At 61.7% G+C, this 19,328-nt stretch carries 17 protein-coding genes and 1 tRNA gene; 9 read left to right on the forward strand and 9 right to left on the reverse strand.

The annotated features are described in order from the left end of the window. Nucleotides 1-8: 8 nt before the first annotated feature. A complete protein-coding gene (locus tag V1288_RS31785) occupies nucleotides 9-1,859 on the forward strand; it encodes an alkaline phosphatase family protein (RefSeq protein WP_334360774.1) in 1,851 nt (616 codons plus the stop codon). A 19-nt stretch (nucleotides 1,860-1,878) separates the two neighbouring features. On the opposite strand, the gene V1288_RS31790 is transcribed toward V1288_RS31785, so the two are convergent. From V1288_RS31790 to V1288_RS31810, 5 genes are all read right to left on the reverse strand, one after another. After that, the gene (locus V1288_RS31790; RefSeq protein ID WP_057842672.1) at nucleotides 1,879-2,058 is read right to left on the reverse strand and encodes a hypothetical protein; all 180 of its coding nucleotides are present in this window, start codon (nucleotides 2,056-2,058) and stop codon (nucleotides 1,879-1,881) included. 42 nt (nucleotides 2,059-2,100) lie between these two features. After that, the gene (locus V1288_RS31795; protein WP_334360775.1) at nucleotides 2,101-2,337 is read right to left on the reverse strand and encodes a hypothetical protein; all 237 of its coding nucleotides are present in this window, start codon (nucleotides 2,335-2,337) and stop codon (nucleotides 2,101-2,103) included. A gap of 454 nt (nucleotides 2,338-2,791) precedes the next feature. Then, complete coding sequence (locus V1288_RS31800) at nucleotides 2,792-3,235, reverse strand: hypothetical protein (protein ID WP_334360776.1); 444 nt, start codon at nucleotides 3,233-3,235, stop codon at nucleotides 2,792-2,794. A gap of 553 nt (nucleotides 3,236-3,788) precedes the next feature. Further along, nucleotides 3,789-5,627, reverse strand: a complete 1,839-nt coding sequence (locus tag V1288_RS31805) for a caspase family protein (RefSeq protein ID WP_334360777.1) — start codon at nucleotides 5,625-5,627, stop codon at nucleotides 3,789-3,791. Between the two features lie 850 nt (nucleotides 5,628-6,477). Continuing rightward, nucleotides 6,478-7,065, reverse strand: coding sequence for a hypothetical protein (locus V1288_RS31810; RefSeq protein WP_334360778.1), 588 nt, complete (start codon nucleotides 7,063-7,065; stop codon nucleotides 6,478-6,480). A gap of 379 nt (nucleotides 7,066-7,444) precedes the next feature. On the opposite strand from V1288_RS31810, the gene V1288_RS31815 reads away from it, so the two are divergent. Both V1288_RS31815 and V1288_RS31820 read left to right on the forward strand, forming a co-directional pair. After that, on the forward strand, nucleotides 7,445-8,104 hold the full coding sequence (locus V1288_RS31815; RefSeq protein WP_334360779.1) for a peroxiredoxin: 660 nt from the start codon (nucleotides 7,445-7,447) through the stop codon (nucleotides 8,102-8,104). A 189-nt stretch (nucleotides 8,105-8,293) separates the two neighbouring features. Further along, nucleotides 8,294-9,322, forward strand: a complete 1,029-nt coding sequence (locus V1288_RS31820; protein WP_334356129.1) for an IS110 family transposase — start codon at nucleotides 8,294-8,296, stop codon at nucleotides 9,320-9,322. Between the two features lie 335 nt (nucleotides 9,323-9,657). Here the strand turns inward: V1288_RS31820 and V1288_RS31825 are convergent, their stop codons facing one another. The 3 genes from V1288_RS31825 to V1288_RS31835 all read right to left on the reverse strand — a co-directional run bounded on the left by V1288_RS31825 (nucleotide 9,658) and on the right by V1288_RS31835 (nucleotide 12,220). Continuing rightward, a complete protein-coding gene (locus V1288_RS31825; RefSeq protein ID WP_334360780.1) occupies nucleotides 9,658-10,059 on the reverse strand; it encodes a DUF2177 family protein in 402 nt (133 codons plus the stop codon). A gap of 111 nt (nucleotides 10,060-10,170) precedes the next feature. Beyond that, nucleotides 10,171-11,907: a methyl-accepting chemotaxis protein gene (locus tag V1288_RS31830; protein WP_334360781.1), complete on the reverse strand. Its 1,737-nt coding sequence runs from the start codon at nucleotides 11,905-11,907 to the stop codon at nucleotides 10,171-10,173. A gap of 100 nt (nucleotides 11,908-12,007) precedes the next feature. Further along, nucleotides 12,008-12,220: a hypothetical protein gene (locus tag V1288_RS31835; protein ID WP_334360782.1), complete on the reverse strand. Its 213-nt coding sequence runs from the start codon at nucleotides 12,218-12,220 to the stop codon at nucleotides 12,008-12,010. A gap of 198 nt (nucleotides 12,221-12,418) precedes the next feature. Here V1288_RS31835 and V1288_RS31840 point away from each other — a divergent pair, with 198 nt between their 5' ends. Further along, nucleotides 12,419-14,620, forward strand: coding sequence for a cation:proton antiporter domain-containing protein (locus V1288_RS31840; protein ID WP_334361457.1), 2,202 nt, complete (start codon nucleotides 12,419-12,421; stop codon nucleotides 14,618-14,620). Nucleotides 14,621-14,643: 23 nt separating this feature from the next. On the opposite strand, the gene V1288_RS31845 is transcribed toward V1288_RS31840, so the two are convergent. Further along, a complete protein-coding gene (locus tag V1288_RS31845) occupies nucleotides 14,644-15,090 on the reverse strand; it encodes a hypothetical protein (RefSeq protein ID WP_334360783.1) in 447 nt (148 codons plus the stop codon). A gap of 331 nt (nucleotides 15,091-15,421) precedes the next feature. Here V1288_RS31845 and V1288_RS31850 point away from each other — a divergent pair, with 331 nt between their 5' ends. From V1288_RS31850 to V1288_RS31870, 5 genes are all read left to right on the forward strand, one after another. Then, nucleotides 15,422-15,679 (forward strand): hypothetical protein, encoded by a 258-nt coding sequence (locus V1288_RS31850; protein ID WP_334360784.1) that lies wholly within the window; start codon nucleotides 15,422-15,424, stop codon nucleotides 15,677-15,679. Nucleotides 15,680-15,730: 51 nt separating this feature from the next. Then, nucleotides 15,731-15,807, forward strand: a tRNA-Arg gene (locus V1288_RS31855). Nucleotides 15,808-16,044: 237 nt separating this feature from the next. Continuing rightward, nucleotides 16,045-17,298, forward strand: a complete 1,254-nt coding sequence (locus V1288_RS31860; protein WP_334360785.1) for a tyrosine-type recombinase/integrase — start codon at nucleotides 16,045-16,047, stop codon at nucleotides 17,296-17,298. A gap of 64 nt (nucleotides 17,299-17,362) precedes the next feature. Further along, nucleotides 17,363-18,250: a hypothetical protein gene (locus V1288_RS31865; protein WP_334360786.1), complete on the forward strand. Its 888-nt coding sequence runs from the start codon at nucleotides 17,363-17,365 to the stop codon at nucleotides 18,248-18,250. Further along, a complete protein-coding gene (locus tag V1288_RS31870) occupies nucleotides 18,247-19,179 on the forward strand; it encodes a hypothetical protein (RefSeq protein ID WP_334360787.1) in 933 nt (310 codons plus the stop codon). Before V1288_RS31865 ends, V1288_RS31870 begins: the two co-directional genes overlap by 4 nt. Nucleotides 19,180-19,328: the final 149 nt, after the last annotated feature.

Genomic DNA, 19,328 nt, shown 5'->3' on the forward strand with positions numbered 1-19,328 from the left:
AGAATCTGATGCGCCGCACAACCCTGTTGCTGTCAGCCGGTCTGATCGCACTTGCCGCAGCCTCGGCGTCTGCGCAAAACGCCAGCCCGCGCAACCTGATCCTGTTCGTGCCGGACGGCCTGCGCGGGCGCATCGTGACGCCGCAGACCGCACCCGCGATGGCCGAAGTGCGCGACAAGGGCGTCAATTTCAAGAACTCGCATTCGCTGTTTCCGACCTTCACCATGGCGAACGGCTCGGCGATGGCCAGCGGCCATTACCTCGGCGATACCGGCACCTTCAGCAACACGATCTACACCGGCCGCCCCATCGCCCATTCCAACAACACCGTCACCCCGTTCCTCGAAGTCAATCCTGTCCTGCTCGAAGTCGACGAGCATTTTGGCGGCGACTACCTGAACGAAGAGACGCTTTTGAAGATGGCGCGCGAGAAGGGCTACAGCACCGCGGCCATCGGCAAGCACGGCCCCACCTTCATCTTCGACCATACCGACAAGGTCGGCGCGGCCGGGCTGCATTCGATCATCATCGACGACGCCACCGGCAGCAAGAACGGCGTTGCGCTGTCCGACGAAATGAAGGAGGCACTGACCAAGGCCAACCTGCCGGCGGCGACGCCCCCGCGCGGTGAAAACAGCAAGGCCGGCGACGCCAAGACGCCGGGCACCACGACGGCCAATGTCGCGCAGCAGGCCTACATGGCCGACGTCGCAGCCAAGGTCGTGCTGCCGATGTTCAAGGCGCGCAACAAGCCGTTCGTGCTGGTGTTCTGGTCGCGCGATCCGGACGGCAGCCAGCACAATACCGGCGACAGCCTCAACACCATCACGCCGGGCATCAACGGACCGACCTCAATGGCCGGCATCAAGAATGCCGACAATAATCTGACGCAACTTCGCAAGGCGCTGGACGAACTGGGGCTTGCCGCGAACACCAACATCATCGTCTCCTCCGATCACGGCTTCTCGACGATCTCGAAGGAAAGCAAGACCAGCCCCGCGGCAAAAATCTCCTACGAAGACACGCCGAAGGATTTTCTGCCGATGGGCTTTCTCGCCATAGATCTGGCGAAGGCGCTGGACCTGCCGCTGTTCGACCCCAACGACAAGAACGCGCGCGTCGCCGACAACGCCCATCCCAAGGCCGGCAATGGCTTGATCGGGAAGGATCCCGCGAAACCGGATGTGGTGATCGCCACCAATGGCGGATCGGACCTGATCTATATCCCTGCTAAGGAACGCAAACTCGCGGACCGCACCATCAAGGCACTGCTGCAACAGGACTACGTCAGCGGCCTCTTTGTCGATGACGAGCTGGGGAATTTCCCGGGCACGCTGCCGATGTCGCAGCTCGGCCTGAAGGGCAAGGCGGTCGTGCCGCACCCGTCGATCGTGGTCAATTTCCGCTCCTGGTCATCGGGATGCGACGAGCCGACCAACTGCTCGGTGCAGATTGCGGACACTGTGCTGCGCCAGGGCCAGGGCATGCATGGCAGCTTCAGCCGTGGCGATACCCTGAACTTCATGGCGGCGATCGGGCCCGACTTCAAATCGGGCTTTGTCGATCCCCTCCCCGTCAGCAACGCCGATGTCGGCGCCACCGCGGCCAGGCTCCTGGGGCTCACGCAAAAAGCCAACGGCAAGCTGATCGGCCGCGTGATGACCGAAGCGATGCCCAATGGCGCAACGCCAACCGCTTACACGGGCACCGTGAAGTCGAAACCGTCGGCGAACGGCCTGCGCACCGTGCTGAACTTCCAGCGCGTCGGCTCGCAACGCTATTTCGACGCGGCGGGTTTTCCCGGCCGCACGCTCGGGCTGGATGCGGAAAGCGGCAAACAGAAAACGGCGGGGAAATAACCCCGCCGCATGTACCTGACTATCCGATGCGCCAATGCCCCTTGTGGATGTCGAATTTCACCAGGCCTTCGTCGCGCATCTTCAGAAGCAGGGATTGGCAGGCTTCCTCATTCGGCAGATTGGCACGCCGCATGAGTTGATAGGCCTTGAGCGGCTTCTCGCGAAGCGCATTCAGGATATTTTCGCGATCTTTCAGCATGACTGGTCCTAAAATCCAAAACTGGCGTTCATGATGAACCGCTCAGGCGATGACGAGTTTGATCTGGCCATCTTCAAGATTTCCCGCCGCGAGCGCGTCGCGCGCCATCTTTTCGACAACCGACCAATTTGCGAGAAGATATTTTTGGGCCAGCGCCTTCGTCGGCAGCTCGGTTTGCAGAACGCAGCGCTGCCGCGCATTCCCGTTCGCGATCTGAAAGGATACCGCCTGCGGCCCTTCGATGATCTCTTGTTCAGTGGGCTTGGCAGGTTTCCGCATTCGTTATTCCCTGTGAATGTCCGATTGAAATTGAGCCAAGCTGTCCGGATCGGCATCGCCCGCCGCACGTTGACCCGTCTCTTAGCTATTGCGAATGAGCGGCTAGCAGCCGGCTAGGACTGATCGTCCTCGGCCTCTGGAGAGCGTTTAGGCCTGTGATCCGCGGTCGGCTGTGTGTTGCGGACCGCCTCGGCCAGCATCAGACGCAACTCGTCCTTCGTCATCGGTGGTTGCCGCGTGGTCGATGATTTCCATTGTGCCATAAACGACTATATGGGGACGCCGGGGTGAGATTTAAACCCCCTGACCCATCAGTGTCCCGACACGCCCTTCAGCATGTTCTGCGGCCAGCGGCAAAGGGACGGCCGTGTCCCGCCCGCAGGCCGGACAGACGAGCGCATGTGCATCCTTCTCCGTTTTGCAAAAGAAGCAAGTTTCCGGCATCCCTGCCCCTCTAGTGTGCGACGTTGAGCAAAAATGTCGTCACAGTGCGACGTCCCTCGGAATCATGGACTTCCACGCGGACCAGATGTTCGCCCTGCGGGGCTTCGGCGTCCGGAATCTCGATGCCCGTCGGCTGGGCATAAGGCCTTATTCTCGACGTCAGATCGACGTTTGGCATTTTCAGGTAAGTCACGCGAAGCGAATCGAGATTGATCGTTGCACCGCCGAATCCCCGAAATTTGAGCTGCAGACGTAGCGGGGAACGCGCCTCACTGGCATCGGGGCCGGCAAGGTCGATACGCGGTCCGCGCGTGACGGCGCGAGCGACATGAACGCCTTTGGGCGTGGGAAGCTGCGCTTCTTCCGGCGTGATCAGGACAACGCCTGCTCGGGCGTCGGGCGGCTGCGTCGTCAAAATGAACGCCATCAAGAATACGGACCAAAAGACTTTCACGAATGTGTTTCTCCAAAAGCGCTCACTCAGCGAACCATCACCCTGGGAAACGATGACATCGCGCGCCTAGATGTAACGTCTGAAAAGCGCCAGGCGGCAAAGGGCCCGGGGTACCCAGGAAATTTACGCGCGCTCAGTTGCAGATCTCAATGTTTCCTCCACCTCCGCCTGATGGACCACCTGCGACGCCGGAGGCTCTGTATTCCACGCGGCATCCTTTTGCTACGGGCCGACAACCGCCCTGACCGCAAACAACCTGACCTGAAGCTTGCGGCCTCGACGAAGAATTTTCTGATTTTGTCCGCTCCGGCAACTCGCGCTTCGACTTCGGCTCAATTCGCTTCGCACTCGGCTTTTTCACTTCAATCTTTTCGCACGTATTGTCGTCGCCAACCTCGTACCCTGCCCGGCAAGTGATCTTCGTGCAAAGGTCCCCATCGGCCTTGTAGCCATGGTCGCAAATCTTAGCAATGCGCGCATCAGAAGACTTCCAAATCGGGGATAAAAACCGACGCTAGCAGAGTGGACATTGGACGCACCAACCGCAGAGCGCTTAGTTGCAAACTTCGACATTGTTTAGATGAGTCCCGCCACCTGGATTCCTCACCCCGTTCGCTAATCGACAGCCTTTGGCAACAGGCCGGCAACCTTGCTGGGTGCATACCACTTGACCGGAAGCCTGTGGCTTTGTCTCCGAGGCTTCCGCCTTCGCACGTTCCGGCCTTTCGCGTTTCGGATCGTCGCGCTTCGCACTCGGCTTTTTCACTTCGATCTTTTCGCACGTATTGTCGTCGCCAACTTCGTACCCCGCCCGGCACGTAATCTTCGTGCAGCGATCGCCATCGGCCTTGAACCCATGGTCGCAAATGAGAGGGCAAACGCGCGTCGTTTTGCTCTTGACGACATCGAGGGCATCGACGCTCGCAACCTTGATCTCCAGCTTCATCCCCGTGTGCTTGTTGAACAGATCGAGCGAGCGCTGCGAGGCCGCATTCCAGTTGCCGTCAACCGCACCGGTGTTGCAGCCGACGCGGCGCAGTTCGGCCTGTAGCGAACGGGGAAGATCGACGGCCTTCGGCTGATCGGATTGGTCCGCCGGCGGCGTCAGCGCGGCGATTTTGCTTTCGCCGCCCCTCTTCGCAGCCGGGTCCTTTTCCTCCTCGGCGGCTTTCAACCGCGCGGCCTCCGCAGCCTTGGCTTCCTCGGCGGCTGCTTTCGCGCGGTCGGCTTCGGCAAGTTTTGCTTCTGCAGCGGCCTTCGCTCGCTCGGCTTCCGCGACCTTGGCCTCTTCGGCCTTTTTCGCCTTCTCGGCCGCGATGCGGGCTTTCTCGGCGGCTTTGGCTTGCTCGGCCGCCTTGGCCTGCTCCGCGGCCCTGGCGCCTTCGATGGCCAGTCGCGCCTGCTCGTCCTGGGCCGCCTTGGCCTTGTTCGTGGCCTCGATGCGCGCGGCCTCAGCCGCCAGCTTGTCACGCTGCGCCTTGGCAAGTGCCGTGAAGAAGCCGGACGGATATTTCTCGATGAAAGCATCCCACACCGGCTTGGTGCCGACCTGAAGCGCAAATTCGTAATACCGCTGCATGGTGGCATCGTGATCGGTCGATGCGGCGGCCGGGGCTGCAGGCGCGGCGGGCACGAGCGTCACGTCGTTGCCGCCCAATGATCCGTAAACGAACGGCTCCTGTGCATTGCCCGTTGCTTTCAACACATCGTCGCGGACGAAGCCAAATGCCTTGCGAAGATCAAGTCCCGGCTTGGCAAGATGGTTGACCAGCGCGGCCGCAAACGGACTGTTCTTGCTATCGCCATCGGATGCGGTCGATCCCGCCTTCGCCGCAAAGGCGATCATGGTGTTGGGGCTGGAAGGCTCGACCTTGGCGAGCCCGCGGCCGATCGCGCGCGAGGCGATCGTCCGCTTCATGCTTTTTGCGAACGGGTTATCCCGGCAGGCATCGAGGATGACCAGCCGCAATTGCTTGGCCGGCTCTACAGCAAATAACACACGATCGAGCGGCAGCGTCTCGTCCAAGACATCGGAGTCCGTCTCGAGCGTGGCGTCGATCGGAATCAGATAGTTGGTGCCATCCAACTCGATGCCGTGGCCGGCGTAATAAACCACGGCGACATCCGCATCGCGGCTCCGGTTGCCGAACTCGCGCAGCGTCTTGCGCAACTCGCCGACGGTCAGGTTCAGCTTGGACTCGACCGTGTCGAAGCCTGCGGACTTGAACATCGACGCAACCGCCGCCGCATCGTTCGCGGGATTGCTGAGCTTGGCGACATTCCGGTAAGCCGAATTGCCGATCACCAGCGCAACGCGCTTCTCGGCAAACGCTGGCTGGCCAGCCAGCAAAGTCAGCCAGGCCGTCAGGACCACCCCCAAAAACGCGCGCATCAGAAAATTTCCAAATCGGCAATGAAAACCGACACTAGCATCGAATTTAACGGTCACAATACGTAGGAATGCCGAGCGGTTAATGTGATCTATATCACAGTCCTCCGCCATAGCTTTCACTGACCCAAGCGTCGACCCGCTCGGCACGCGTCCAAAACGCCGCAAAACGCGCTGCGCGCAAAAACGAATTTCATCAGCCGGTTCAACGTGATTTGCGTCGTCCAGATTGCGCGGCGAAAATATACGGCTTCCACCGCAGGCCAAATCAGCTCCATAACTCCGCCCGTCTCGCGGCAGATGAGGGGCGTTGGCCATCGTCACGAACGGGCGGTGAGATGCGATGGACGCTGATGGCGCGCTAGACGTACGCGCCGGAGGCGTACGGCGAAGTCGTGTGGTTCGGGCGCCGCGGTGCTGGCGTTAAGTCCCAGGAGAGGCGAAGCTTCTCGGGGGCGACGGAGGCAACAGAGCCGTTCTCCGGGAAGAGCACGAAGTAAGCCGTAAAGCCATTGCGCAGGGAAGGCCGGAATGCTCCCGCTGCCCTGTATGCTCGTGTGCAGTTTTGTTTGCGCAAATCGCACGCGAGACCGCGGGTGCAGCAAGCACCCGGTCTTCCCTGCGCCCTCTATTTCGAAGAGGGCCAAACGAAGATCAAACCTCGGACGCAATGCGCCGCGAGATCGCGAAAGTATGTCTGCCATAGGATGGGTAGAGCGAAGCGAAACCCATCGTCACTCGTCACACGCATCAGCATTGATGGGTATCGCTTCGCTCCACCCATCCTGCAAAGCTACAAAAAAACGGCGGGAAATGACCCCGCCATCTTCAGATCAGTGATCGGTAGATGAACCTACAGCATCCCCATGTCCAGCATGCCCGGCAGTTGCGCTAGCGGAAGAGCGGCGGCGCCGATCAGCGTTGCGACCAGTGCCGTGAGGCGGTGGTTGATGCGGCGCTTGCCGCGCATCTGGCTGGCAAGCCATTCCAGCACCTTGGTATCGATCTTGGCGGCCTGCGTCGGCGCCCAGCTCTCGATGTCGGTGTCGGGCGACAGCGCGACCGTGCGCGGCGGCACCGGCAGGCCGGACTCGGACGCCGCATGATGGGCGACCGCCTTGGCCAAGAGATCGTCGAACCGTCCGTCGTCGGTACGCTCGGCGGCGGCATCGCTGATTTCAAACAGCGCCTCGACTTCGGCGCGGCTCACCGGCTGATGCTCGACCGCGCTGACGGTCAGGATGCGTACGCACCAGGCGGCGTCGTCGGCATCGAGTGCGCGGGAAAAATGGATACGGCCCCTGGTGGTGGGGCCCTCGCCGGTGATCACGCCGTCGCGCACGATGGTGAGCGCGTGCGCCGCGGTCCGGCGGCAGGACGGTTGCGGGACGTCGGACGTCTCAGTCGACGTTTCAGCGGCTTTGGCAGTCGGGGCAGGCATAGTTGCACTTCTCAATTTCTTTTTTCAGGTCCAGCATTTCCATACGGGGCATGAACGAGCGGTTAACGATTCGAAACTGGCATTCCCTGATTTTTACATGGTTGCCAATTGGTCGCTGTGAGGTCAGTCACGGTTCAGATGGCAAAACCGGCCGGGCGTGATGCGGGCGATAAAAGGCAATATCGGGGCAGACAAGGGAGATCGCGGCGCCGTTGCGGTTTTTTCGTCGCAGAGGCATGGATCGCAAGAAGGTGCTAGAAGTTCCGGGCTTGCGGAGAAGGATCTCACCTTTTACGTGAACCAGTTCCTTTAACCCCCGTCAGGCTCTATAATCTCCGCAACAAATTCTCCTGTAACTAGAATAAGATGAGGTCAGACCATGGCACTCCAGATTGGCGCAACCGCCCCCGATTTCGAAGCCCAGACCACCGAGGGAAAGATCAAATTCCACGACTGGATCGGCAATAGCTGGGCGCTTTTGTTCTCGCACCCGAAGGATTTCACGCCGGTTTGTACCACCGAACTCGGCGCTCTCGCGAAGTTGAAGCCGGAATTCGACAAGCGCGGCGTCAAGCTGATGGGTCTGAGCGTCGATCCCGTCGACAGGCATGCGAAATGGTCCGAGGACATCCAGGAGACGCAAGGTGCCGCGCCGAACTATCCGATGATCGGCGACACCGATTTCAACGTCTCCAAGCTCTACGACATGCTCCCCGCCTCCACCTCGGGCGATCCGCTCACGCGCACGCCCGCCGACAACCAGACCGTCCGCAACGTGTTCGTCATCGGTCCGGACAAGAAGATCAAGCTGGTGCTGGTCTATCCAATGACGACCGGGCGCAATTTCGCGGAAATCCTGCGCGCGATCGATTCCCTGCAGATGACGGCCAAGCATCGCGTCGCGACGCCCGCCGACTGGAAGCAGGGCGAGGACGTCATCATTGCCGGCTCGGTCAGCGACGACGAGGCGAAGACGATCTATCCGGCCGGCTGGAAGGCGCCGAAGCCCTACATCCGGATCGTGCCGCAGCCGAAGTGATGGCGTAGCTGCTGTCGTAGATGGGGTAACGGGCCCGGGTCTGCCCTCCAAGCAAGCCGCGCTTGCTACGGCGCTATTTGATGGCGCGCTGCGCGCGGCTTGCTTGGAGGGCGGGCGGTCGTCCCTCACATTGATGGTGTGACGGAGTCGAGGGATGAGCCTCGCTCCAAACATCGAGGAGAGACGACCATGAACTACTATGCCGGAATCGACGTGTCATTGGAATGCTCGAGCGTGTGTGTTGTTGACGCAAGCGGCAAGATTTTGCGCGAGGCCAGGGTGGCCAGCGAGCCGGAGGCGCTGATCGCCTGGTTCCGGTCGTCTGGCTTTGAGTTTGAGCGGATCGGGCTGGAGGCCGGGCCGCTGTCGCAATGGCTGTTTGCGGGGATGAAGGCCGCCGGCCTCGCCGTTGAGCTGCTGGAGACGCGGCACGTGCGGAAGGCGTTTGAGGCGATGCCGGTCAAGTCGGATCGCAACGACGCGCGAGGGATTGCGCAACTGATGCGGCTGGGCTGGTTCCGACCGGTCCACTGCAAATCGATCAGTGCGCAAGAGACCCGATCGCTGCTGACGGCGCGCAAGCTGGTGCAATCGAAGCTTCTCGACGTGGAGAACAGCCTGCGCGGGATCCTGCGCGGTTTTGGCCTGAAGGTTGGCAAGACGACCGGGCAGAAGTTCGCGGGACGGATCGAGGAACTCGTGGACGGCCACCCGCACCTGCAGATGATCGCCAAGGCGCTGCTGGCGGTGCGGGCGGTGCTGCGGACCGAGTTCGCAGCTTTCGAGAAGCAGACCTGCAGGATGGTGCGGTCTGACATGCAGGCGCGGCTGCTGACGTCGGTCCCGGCGGTCGGCCCGATCGTGGCGCTGACCTATGCCAGCGCCATCGACGATCCAACCCGGTTCAAATCGTCGAAGCAGGCAGGAGCCCATTTCGGGTTGACCCCGAAGAAGCACCAATCCGGCGAGACCGACTACACCGGCCGGATCAGCAAGATCGGTGACGCCTCGGTGCGCACGGCGCTTTACGAGGCCGCCAACGTCATGCTGACCAAGCCGGTCAAAGGCTGTTCGCAATTGAAGAGCTGGGCCATGCGGATCAAAAAGCGCGCCGGCATCAGCAAAGCCAAGGTGGCGCTGGCGCGCCGGCTCGCGGTGATCATGCATCGCATGCTCGCCGACGGAACCCCCTTTAACGCCGCTGCGACGGCAGCCTGACAGGAGAGACGCAACCGTTTTCGGGCGGGTCACGACACCAGGCCTTCTCGAAGCGAAGTCCCTTCGCCGGGACGATGGATCAGGTCAGGCCGTTGCCCACCAGGTTGCCCTCGTGAGCACGCTCAACGTAGATTGGTCGACCTATCCTCTTCCAACCCCATCAGGTGGCGGCCCTGCGCCGACCCCGTACAGAAGCGAGACCCCGGCGAGCGGACAACGCAAAAGGGATTGACTAATCGAGGCCCGTTACAGAAGGGTGGGCAAAGCGCAGCGTGCCCACCACTACTTGTCTCACTCTTGATGGTGGGCACGGCGGAAGTGCGCCTTCGCCCACCCTACGGAGTCGCCGCAACCCAATTCGCCACGAGCAATCCGGCGGTCGATGAGGCCGCCGTCACCAACGCGCCCCAGGTGATGTCGAGGATCGCGACCGGCCAACTCCAGTGCTTGAGCAGCGCCAGCGAGGTCAGGTCGAAGGTCGCATAGCAAAACAAGCCGAACAGCGCGCCATAGAGCAGCGTCGATTGCCAGGACGCCGCTGCCCCACCGCTGACGAAGATCACGATTCCGGCGACGTAGAGCAGATAGAACAGGATCGCGGGTACGAGCTTGATCTCGCCCAGCATGTTGCCGACCTGAGAGGTGAAGAAGTCCTTGGCGACGACGCCAAGGAACAGAAAATCGACGGGGACGATGACGAACAGCGTCACCAGGTAGAGCGCGGCGTATCGGTTCAAGGTGGCCTCCAGCCCGGGAAACGAGGGGCAATCATTCGCAGTATAGGCAAACTACGAATGCGGAGGCTTCCGGTTTCACGGGCGGCGCGGTGCGCCGCCGTAAGGCCGTACTCAGGCGGCGCGGACGCGATCGAGGAATTTTTCGACTTCGGCCTTCAAATGCAGGCTCTCGCTCGACAGGTTCTGCGCGGACGCAAACATCCGGCTCGACGTCTCGCCGGTCTCGTCGGCGCCCTGTGCGGCGTTGCGGATGTTGGCTGCGACATCCGCCGTTCCGCTCGCGGCGGCGCGAACGCTCTGGGCAATGTTCTGGGTGGCGCCGCGCTGCTGCTCGACCGCCGCCGAGATCGAGGTGGCGATATCGCTGATGCGTTCGATGGTCTGGCCGATCGCCTTGATCGCGCTGACCGACTCTTCGGTCGCAAGCTGCATGTTGCCGATCTGACTGGAGATTTCCTCGGTCGCCTTCGCAGTCTGGCCCGCGAGGCTCTTGACCTCCTGCGCCACCACGGCAAAGCCGCGGCCGGCGTCGCCTGCCCGCGCCGCCTCGATGGTGGCGTTGAGCGCCAGCAGATTGGTCTGCTCGGCGATCGAGGTGATCAGTTTCACCACGTCGCCGATCCTGGCGCCCGCTTCCGACAGTTCGTTGATGCGCTGGTCGGTGGCGACCGCCTGCTTGACGGCGTCGGCCGCGATCCCGTTCGATTCCTGGACCCGGCGGGTGATTTCGGCGATCGAGCTGGAGAGCTCATCGGAGGCGGCGGCTGCAGTGCGGACGTGCTCAGAGGCGGTCTCGGAAGCGCCGGCCGACTTGCCGGAGAGCCCGGCCGTGGCCCGCGCGGTCTCGGTGAGTTGCCGCGCGACCCGCTCGAATTCGCTGGAGGAATTCAAAACCTTGTCGAGGATGCTGCCGACGCTGGTCTGGAACTCGTCGACGAAGCCGCGCAATTCCGACTTGCGCTGCTCGGCTGCGGCGGCGGCAGCCGCGGTCTGCTCGTCGCGCATCCGGCGGCGTTCGACCGAGTTGTTCTTGAAGACCGCGAGGGTACGCGCAATCTCGCCGATCTCGTCCATGCGCTCTTCGCAATCGATCTCGACGTCGGCATTGCCGTTGGCGATCGCGGTGAGCGAGGCCGTGACCGATGTCAGCGGCTTGGTCACCCGGCGCACGATCAGCATGGTCAGCAGCATCACCAGCAGCGCAGCGATGCCGGCGGCGATCGCCATGTTCTGGATGGCATGCGACAGCATGGTCTCGTAGTGCGCCATCGGAATGCCGACATAGAGAAGCCCGATCACCTTTCCGGCCGAGTTCACGATCGGATAGTAGGCCGTCATGAACGTCTTGCCGAACAGCGTCGCCGGCCCCTTGTAGGCCTCGCCGCGGCGCACCACCGCCTGCCCGGGGTGGTCGGGGGCGAGTTGGGTGCCGACGGCGCGGTCGCCGTTCTCCTTCTTCACGTTGGTGGTGCGGCGGACGAACTGATTGCTGGCGTCGTCATAGACGAACAGCGTCGCGTTGCCGCCGGTATAGCCCACGGCGCGGTCGACGATCGCGTGGTCCTTGAACTCGGGCATCTTGGAAATTTCGGCGCGGGCGACGGCCCCGTCCCTGATCGTGATCTTGGCGTCGCTGTAGGTCTCGGCGAACGCCAGGCCCAGCGTGCGTAAATTGACTTCGATGTCCCGCAGCGCCCGGTCGCCGAACTCGGAAGTCAGCGACCAATGGGCCGCTCCCACCACCAGCGCGGTATTGACCGCGATCAGAAGGATGGCGGAGATCACTGCCTTGGTACCGAGCCGCAGCTTGAGCGCCGGCAGGAATTTTCCAATGGATCGCGTGGTCATAACGAGAAATCCCCCAAAATCACGCCCAATCTGACCCGTTTTGCTTACGATCGCCTTAATGGACACAACCCTCGGCAAGTTATTGGGAGATATATGAAATTTATACGTGTGCGAACGCCGCGAACTCTACCTCAAACTGAGCGCGATTGACGACCAGCATCGCGGCTGCACAGGCGATCATGCCGACAATAGAAACCGCGTCGAGCTTCTCGCCGAGCGTGATGCTGACCAGCGAGATGGCCGAGGCGAGCCGGCGAGCCCGAGCAGCAATCCGCCCCACTGCACCGGCGTGACGCGTTCGCCGAGCCAGCAACCAACCCGATCAGCGCTGTCCTCCTCCTCATGCCGAGGGGTGCGTTGGCCGCTTGAAACCAATCAGCACGAACGCAATTGACCCCCGGGAAGGCACGGAATCCAAAAAACTTCCTGATCGCGGATCTCGGGGAATTAAGCGATGGCAATCAGATGGTGCCGGTCGCAAACATTGTGGACGCTCGCTGCATTCCTGCTGATGACGACAGTCGCCAGCGCCGGTACTGAAAAATCAGCCCATCCGTCCGAATTCCTGCTGCTCGCCCAGATCGCGCTGCTGGTAGCGGTCGGACGCGGGCTCGGCGAAATCATGCAGCGAATCGGTCAGCCATCCGTGATCGGAGAACTGTTGGGCGGCCTGCTGCTGGGTCCTTCACTATTCGGATGGCTCTGGCCCGCCGCGCACGACGCGATCTTTCCACCGTCTCCCGAACAAAAAGCGCTGATCGAGGGCATCGCACAGTTCGGCATCCTGCTGCTGTTGCTCCTGACGGGAATGGAAACGGACCTCAAGCTCGTCCGCAAGGTTGGCCGTGCCGCCGCCTCGATATCGATTGCGGGCATTGTGGTCCCGTTCATCTGCGGTTTCTCGCTCGGCCAATTTCTGCCGCAGAGCCTGCTTCCCCATCCCGAATCCCGCCTCGTGGCTTCGCTGTTTCTCGGTACCGCGCTCTCGATATCGTCGGTAAAAATCGTCGCCGTGGTCGTCCGCGAAATGAACTTCATGCGGCGGAACGTCGGCCAGATCATTGTTGCCACAGCCATCATCGACGACACTATCGGTTGGATCATCATCGCGATGATCTTCAGTCTGGCATCGCACGGCACGCTCGATGTTTTTTCCGTTGGTCAGGCCGTGCTTGGCACCCTTCTCTTCCTGGCCGTCAGTTTCACGGTCGGTCGACGGCTAGTGTTCCGTCTGATCCGGTGGACCAACGATTACCTGGTGAGTTCAGCCGCGGTGATCACCGTCATCCTGTTGTTGATGAGCACGATGGCGATGATCACGCACCTGATCGGCGTTCACACCGTTCTCGGCGCGTTCGTCGCCGGCATCTTGGTCGGTGAATCGCCGATCCTGACACGACAGATCGACGAACGCTTGCGCGGCTTGATCACCGGCCTATTCATGCCGGTGTTTTTCGGCATGGCGGGCTTGAGCACGGACCTGACCGTGCTTGGGGATCCTGACCTGCTCCTGCTGACGGTCGCCCTGGTGCTGATCGCCAGCATCGGAAAATTCGGCGGCGCGTTTGCGGGCGGTGCGCTCGGCGGGCTCACGCCCAGCGAATCCTACGCGCTGGCGAGCGGAATGAACGCGCGTGGCTCGACCGAAGTCATTATCGCCACCATTGGTCTTTCCATGGGGGTCCTCAGCCAAAACCTGTTCTCGATGATCGTGACGATGGCCATCCTCACCACCATGGCGATGCCGCCGATGCTTCGCGGCGCGCTTTCCCGCCTTCCGCTCGGCAAAGATGAAAAGGCGCGCCTTGAGCGCGAGGAGTTCGAGCAAAAGGATTTTGTCGCCAATCTCGAGCGCCTGTTGCTCGCCGTGGATGAAGGCGCGAATGCGAAATTTGCCTCTCGTATCGCGGGCCTGCTCGCAGGAACGCGCGGTCTGCCAGTTACGGTTCTTCATGTAGGTACCCGTGCGAAACAACAGGAGGGAAAGCGCCAGGATGAGGAGAGCCACGAAGCCATTGTAAGAGAAGCCGCCGCGGCGATCGCAGAGGCCCGCCAAGAGAGCGTGGACGACGTCGAGGTAACGACGCGCACCCGGGTCCAGAAGGCCGCCGATGCCGTGGTGGAAGAGGCGCGAAAGGGCTTCGATCTTCTCGTCGTCGGGATGGAAAATGTCTTGGGCAAGGACGGCTTCGACAAGAAAATCGAAGACGTCGCCTCGGGCTTCAAGGGTCCTGTTGCCCTCGTTGCGGCCAGGGGCGTCCACTTCAAGCAGCCTGCGAGCGCAGAGTTCAGGATACTGGTTCCGATTTCCGGAAGTGCCTCATCGCGACGCGGTGTGGACATCGCAGGCGCGCTGGCGCGCTCGAGCCCTCATCCACTCAGGATGGTTTATGTGTCCACGACCAGGGGCAAAGGCGCGCGCCGGCGCAGCGCCAGCATGTCGCTCGCGAGCGAAGAAGGTATTTTGAAGGACGCCGCGGCGGCAGCGGCCCTTTATGATGTCGACGTCAGAACGGCGCTGCGTGCGAACGTGACTCCTGAAGAAGGCATCCTGCATGAGATCGAGACCAGCGGCGCCGATCTCGTCGTATTGGGTGTCGATCGAATTCAGGGAGAAACGCTGAACATCGGCGGCGTAGCCGCCGCGATTCTCGGCAAATCAAAGGTGTCGGTGTTGCTGATTGCGGATGGCGAGGCCAACCGGAAAGACTAAGCCGCGGCACAACTCGCCGCCCCTCACCACTCTTCCGGACATGGATCGACGATCTTCCAAAGCTCGCCGCCGTTCTTGATCTTCTTCATCTCGGTGGTGAGCCCGCCATTGCGGCGGATCCAGTCCTTTACGGTGTCCGGGTAATAGGACATCAGGTCCGACGTCCCTTCCAAGCTGGTGACCTTCATACCGAAGGTGAAGGCCTTATCGTAGTAGGCTTGGTGGAAACCGAGGCTCGCCTTCGGCGTGACGCAAATCTTGTTCATCGGCACGATGCCGAACACCAGCGTGCAGGCCGAATTGCAGATGCCGTCGATGATCACGCGCTCCTTGCGGTCGCGGATGCGCTTGTACTTGGCCTTGTACTCTTCGACATAGCCGCCGTGGTCGCGCGTAATATGCAGGTCGGCGCGCGCCGGGCTCGCGACCACGACCGAGAGGAACAGCAAGGCAAGGGGCGTGATGCGCATGGGTCGATCGGGAACCGGGTAACCTCTGTGAGACGCGGGATAAGTCGGCCCGTGAAGTCAGGACCGGACAGCAGAATCTTGGCCGGACTGTGTTGGGAATTCGTTAAGCATCCCTTGAGGCCAAAACTGGGCGCGTTAGGGTGGCTTTCCGCAGCTTTTCTACCCGCCTCTCCTAGAATACGAAACCAGATCGGCCAAAATGTCAGGGGTACAGGCTTCGATCGAATCAGAGGTTTGGCGTCTATCTTGTTGGTTTGACGCGCTTTCTTCAAACGAATGGCTATCCGCCCAGCTCGAAAACTGTTTTCAGTGGAACTTCCGGAGAATCGAAATGACCAAAGCGAAGTTTTTCGTTGCCGCCGCCCTCCTCGCCACCGCGGCCCTGGCCCCGAGCCTGGCAGATGCCCGCCATAGCCGGCACCACCTGCACAATTGGGGCCTGCCCTACCCGATCAGCTTCCTCCACAATTACGGGCCCGGCCCGCAGCCCGGCACCTTCGCCTATTACGATGGTCCCTCCACCATCCTCTGCCGCCAAGGCGCAGCCGCCTATATCGGCCAGGACCGCCGGCGGCATCCCTGCTACTGACATTCCGCTGCTGGCCCTGCCGGGCCAAGTCTGATAATCGGCAGACCGCACGCGCTCGTAGCTCAGCTGGATAGAGCATCGGATTTCGATTCCGAGGGTCGGGAGTTCGAATCTCTCCGAGCGCGCCACGGCCACCTTCGCCGGCTTTCGCCGCCCTTCGCCCGCCGTCGTTTCGCACGCAACAAGATCCTGTAAAGTCAGCACTTTTCTCGCCGCACGCTTCCGCCGGTCTTCGCTGGCCAGCGTCGACATCTTTCGTTCCGGCCGCCCCTACAACTATCCCTCGACTTCAGTTAGAAGCTCCATACATCGGAAACGGCGCATTTCCGCGCGTTTCAATCGAGGGACGGGAGTTCGAAGCTCCAATGACGCTTCCAACTGGCGAGAACGCAAAAACCACCATCACCGCGAAGAACTATCTCACGGTGGGACCAGGGGATTACCCCTGCGGCGACAACCTCTATCTAATCGTTTCCCCATCCGGCGGCCGGCGCTGGCTGTTCCGTTATCAGCGCCTCGGCCTGAAGCGCCGCATGGGGCTTGGATCAGCCAAGCTGGTCAAATTGAGCGAAGCCAGGGACAAGGCGATCGATGCGCGCCGCCTGCTGGCCAAGGCCACCGACCCGAGGGAGGCCCGCGACGAAGCCCGCCGCGTCGAAGGCTGCCCCCTGTTCGGTCCCTACGCCACCGCCTGGCGCGAGACCTATCAGAAGAGCCTGCGGCACCGCGCCTCCCGCGGCAAGCTCAGGCGCATCATCGACGTGTTCTGCAAGCCGCTGCACCAGATGCGTCTCGATCAGATCGGCACCGACCAGATCATCAAACTGGTGCTCGACCCGATCCGGCATCAGGTCGAGAATAGCCGCGACACCCGGCAACGACTGAAGCTGATCTTCGATGTCGCCATTGCCGACAAGCACCGCACCGACAACCCTGCGGACTACGAAACCAGGCTGCGGCCCAAGCTGGGCAAGGCGCCGAAGCGCGGACGTGCACGCGGCAAGCACAAAGCCATGTCGCATCACGATCTGCCGGCGTTCATGCGCAAGCTCGCCGCCCGGCCCGATCTTTCCGCCCGCGCGCTCGAGGTTACCACGCTGACGGTCGCGCGCACCGCCGAGATCATGCACATGAAATGGAGCCAGATCGATCTCGCTACCGGGCTTTGGGAGATCAAGGCCGCCGACATTCCGCAGGACACCGCAGGAGGCGAAGGCACCAAGAACGATTGCGACAAGCTGACGCCGTTGCCCCGGCAGGCGGTCGCAATCCTGCGCAAGCTCTACGACGGCCGTGTGTGCGACTATGTTTTTCCGGGACGCGATCTCAAGGGGCCGATCTCCAACAACACCATGCTGAAGGCGCTCAAGGAGAATTCGGGCGACCCGACGCTGACGGTGCACGGCCTGCGCGGCACCTTCCGCACTTGGGCCCAGGACGAGACCGATTTCGAGGAAGAGATCGTCGAGCACTGCATGCATCACATCACCGGCGATGCAGCCGAGAAGGCCTACAAGCACGGCCAGGCCTTGAAGAAGCGGCGCGCCGTGCTGCAGGCCTGGGCTGATTTCGCCACCAAGCCGCCTGCGCTCAAACTTGTGCACGCCACCGCGTCCTAACGCAACGACCCCGGCGCCCGCCACAGGCAAACCGGGGTCAAACACGAGAGGTCTCAACAGCGCCATGACAAATAACGCTTTCTGCAGCGGCCGGCAAGCCGCCAACATCACCACGTTTAAAGACCGTGATGCCTGGATCAGGGCTGTCACCGCTGACAGGCGGCTGAGCCCCAGTGCGCGCCTCATCGCCGCCCGGGTCGCGCTGCACCTAAATGTCGAGACCGGTCGGTGCGATCCCGCGATGGGCACGCTCGCCGAAGAGGTTGGCATGCACCGCGCCTCAGCCTTCCGGGCCGTCGCAGCGCTCGCCGCGCAGGGCTGGATTGAGGTCGCAGGAACCAAGGGCCGGCACACCAACAGCTTCCGACTGATCCTGCCAACCGTCGCACCAGTGCGACCGTTGAACCGTGGCACCAGCGCGACGGTTGGGAGCCCGAACGATCGCACTAATGCGACTGCAACCGTCGCATCAGCGCGAGTCGAACCGTCGCACCAGTGCGACCCTATAAGCGAAGAGAAAACCGAAGGAGAAAACCGAAATATATATCCCTCGACCCTGCCATTGACCGAAGTCCAGGCCGAGAAGTCAAGACCAACGAAACCCAAAGAAAGACGTACCCGCTTCGACGAATTCTACAACGCATTCCCTCGACACGTTGCGAGAGGTGCAGCAGTCAAGGCCTACGCGCGCATCATCAAATCTGGCAAAGCCACCGAGCAGGAACTGATCGACGGCGCCAAGCGCTACGCAGCCGAGCGGCTTGGGAAGCAAGTTGAGTTCACCAAACACCCGGCGACCTGGTTGAACGCTGAATGCTGGAAAGACGAGCCAGCGAGTCCCGAAACGCGATCTAGCGCCGGTCCGCAGAACGTTGCCGAACAAGCTTTGAACGGTGCAAGCCGAGCTTGGGAAGCCTTTCTTGCGGCCGATGAAGCGGAGATGCTGCAATGAACCAGCTTGTCGCTCAGCACCAGCAGAAGCACCTCCCCACCGCCCGCTCCGCCGAACTGCGCAAGCGGATGTACGATCTCGCGCACCGAATAGCCGACGGCGACGGTGGACCGAGAGAGTTGATCCCAATCGCCGAAAGGGCCGCCGAAATAGCCAAGAGGCTGCCATTTGTTCGCAGCAGTGATCTGCGCGAGATCATCCCTAGGGTCGAGACCGAATTGGAAACCCACAAGGGTTACCTGCGCGAGATGATGGTGCTGTCCAGCCCGGCTAGCATGGGCGATATAGTGCGCGAGATTACCGAGCTTCTGCTCGCGATCCCAGGCAGCAGCCATGTGGATCTAGCCTTGCTTACTCAATGCGCGATCGAGGCGGTTGCCCGCGAAAAGCCATCGCTCGCGCGTCTACTTGTCGCCCGGGAAAGGCTTCTCCGCACCGCAAGGTTTAGGCCAAGTGTCGCCGAGATATTGGAAGCGTTTCAGGTCAACTGCGATAGCAGTGATGGCTGGTATGTGGCTGAAGGCCTGCGGGTCGCAACGCGCACCGGGGCGCTCGCGGCCAACTATGCGAAGCTGATCGAAGCACTGCCGCAGATTGAGAACGCGGAGCAGGAAGTGCGCGAGCGACGCGAACTGGCTATGCGTGCGGAGGCAGACCAGAGCGAGCGGCAAATCCGTGAGCAGCAGAAGCGGGAAATCCGTGAGCAGCCCTACCCCGTCCGGCATATTACCGGCGAGTTCATGGTCTACGACCGCAAGGCGAGACGCATCCTGGGATCGTTCGCCACCCGGGAGGCGGCCCACCAGGCTCTGCAGCAAGCAAAATCAATGGCGCGGAGAAAAGGAGCAGAAGCACGGCGCTCCGAAGACGACCGACGCACGCTGGAGACAGAGCCAGCCAATACTTCAAGCCAGGGAGCAACGCGATGATCCCTCAACTCGGAGAGATCGCCCGCACAATCGCCGACCGGGCGTTTGAGACCTAACAGACGCGAACCTGAGGCGTGTGCTCGGGCAACTCTCGATGCCCGATTTGGAGAAGGTTTTGGATCGTGTGGTGGAGATCGATCGAGAGCACC

The organism is Bradyrhizobium sp. AZCC 2176, from assembly GCF_036924645.1.
In the GTDB taxonomy this organism is placed as follows: domain Bacteria; phylum Pseudomonadota; class Alphaproteobacteria; order Rhizobiales; family Xanthobacteraceae; genus Bradyrhizobium.

Coding starts and splice junctions, on each gene's coding strand:
- V1288_RS31785 (WP_334360774.1), top strand. CDS start 9: ATGCGCCGCACAACCCTGTTGCTGTCAGCCGGTCTGATCGCACTTGCC.
- V1288_RS31790 (WP_057842672.1), bottom strand. CDS start 2,058: ATGCTGAAAGATCGCGAAAATATCCTGAATGCGCTTCGCGAGAAGCCG.
- V1288_RS31795 (WP_334360775.1), bottom strand. CDS start 2,337: ATGCGGAAACCTGCCAAGCCCACTGAACAAGAGATCATCGAAGGGCCG.
- V1288_RS31805 (WP_334360777.1), bottom strand. CDS start 5,627: ATGCGCGCGTTTTTGGGGGTGGTCCTGACGGCCTGGCTGACTTTGCTG.
- V1288_RS31810 (WP_334360778.1), bottom strand. CDS start 7,065: ATGCCTGCCCCGACTGCCAAAGCCGCTGAAACGTCGACTGAGACGTCC.
- V1288_RS31815 (WP_334360779.1), top strand. CDS start 7,445: ATGGCACTCCAGATTGGCGCAACCGCCCCCGATTTCGAAGCCCAGACC.
- V1288_RS31820 (WP_334356129.1), top strand. CDS start 8,294: ATGAACTACTATGCCGGAATCGACGTGTCATTGGAATGCTCGAGCGTG.
- V1288_RS31830 (WP_334360781.1), bottom strand. CDS start 11,907: ATGACCACGCGATCCATTGGAAAATTCCTGCCGGCGCTCAAGCTGCGG.
- V1288_RS31840 (WP_334361457.1), top strand. CDS start 12,419: ATGACGACAGTCGCCAGCGCCGGTACTGAAAAATCAGCCCATCCGTCC.
- V1288_RS31845 (WP_334360783.1), bottom strand. CDS start 15,090: ATGCGCATCACGCCCCTTGCCTTGCTGTTCCTCTCGGTCGTGGTCGCG.
- V1288_RS31850 (WP_334360784.1), top strand. CDS start 15,422: ATGACCAAAGCGAAGTTTTTCGTTGCCGCCGCCCTCCTCGCCACCGCG.
- V1288_RS31860 (WP_334360785.1), top strand. CDS start 16,045: ATGACGCTTCCAACTGGCGAGAACGCAAAAACCACCATCACCGCGAAG.
- V1288_RS31865 (WP_334360786.1), top strand. CDS start 17,363: ATGACAAATAACGCTTTCTGCAGCGGCCGGCAAGCCGCCAACATCACC.
- V1288_RS31870 (WP_334360787.1), top strand. CDS start 18,247: ATGAACCAGCTTGTCGCTCAGCACCAGCAGAAGCACCTCCCCACCGCC.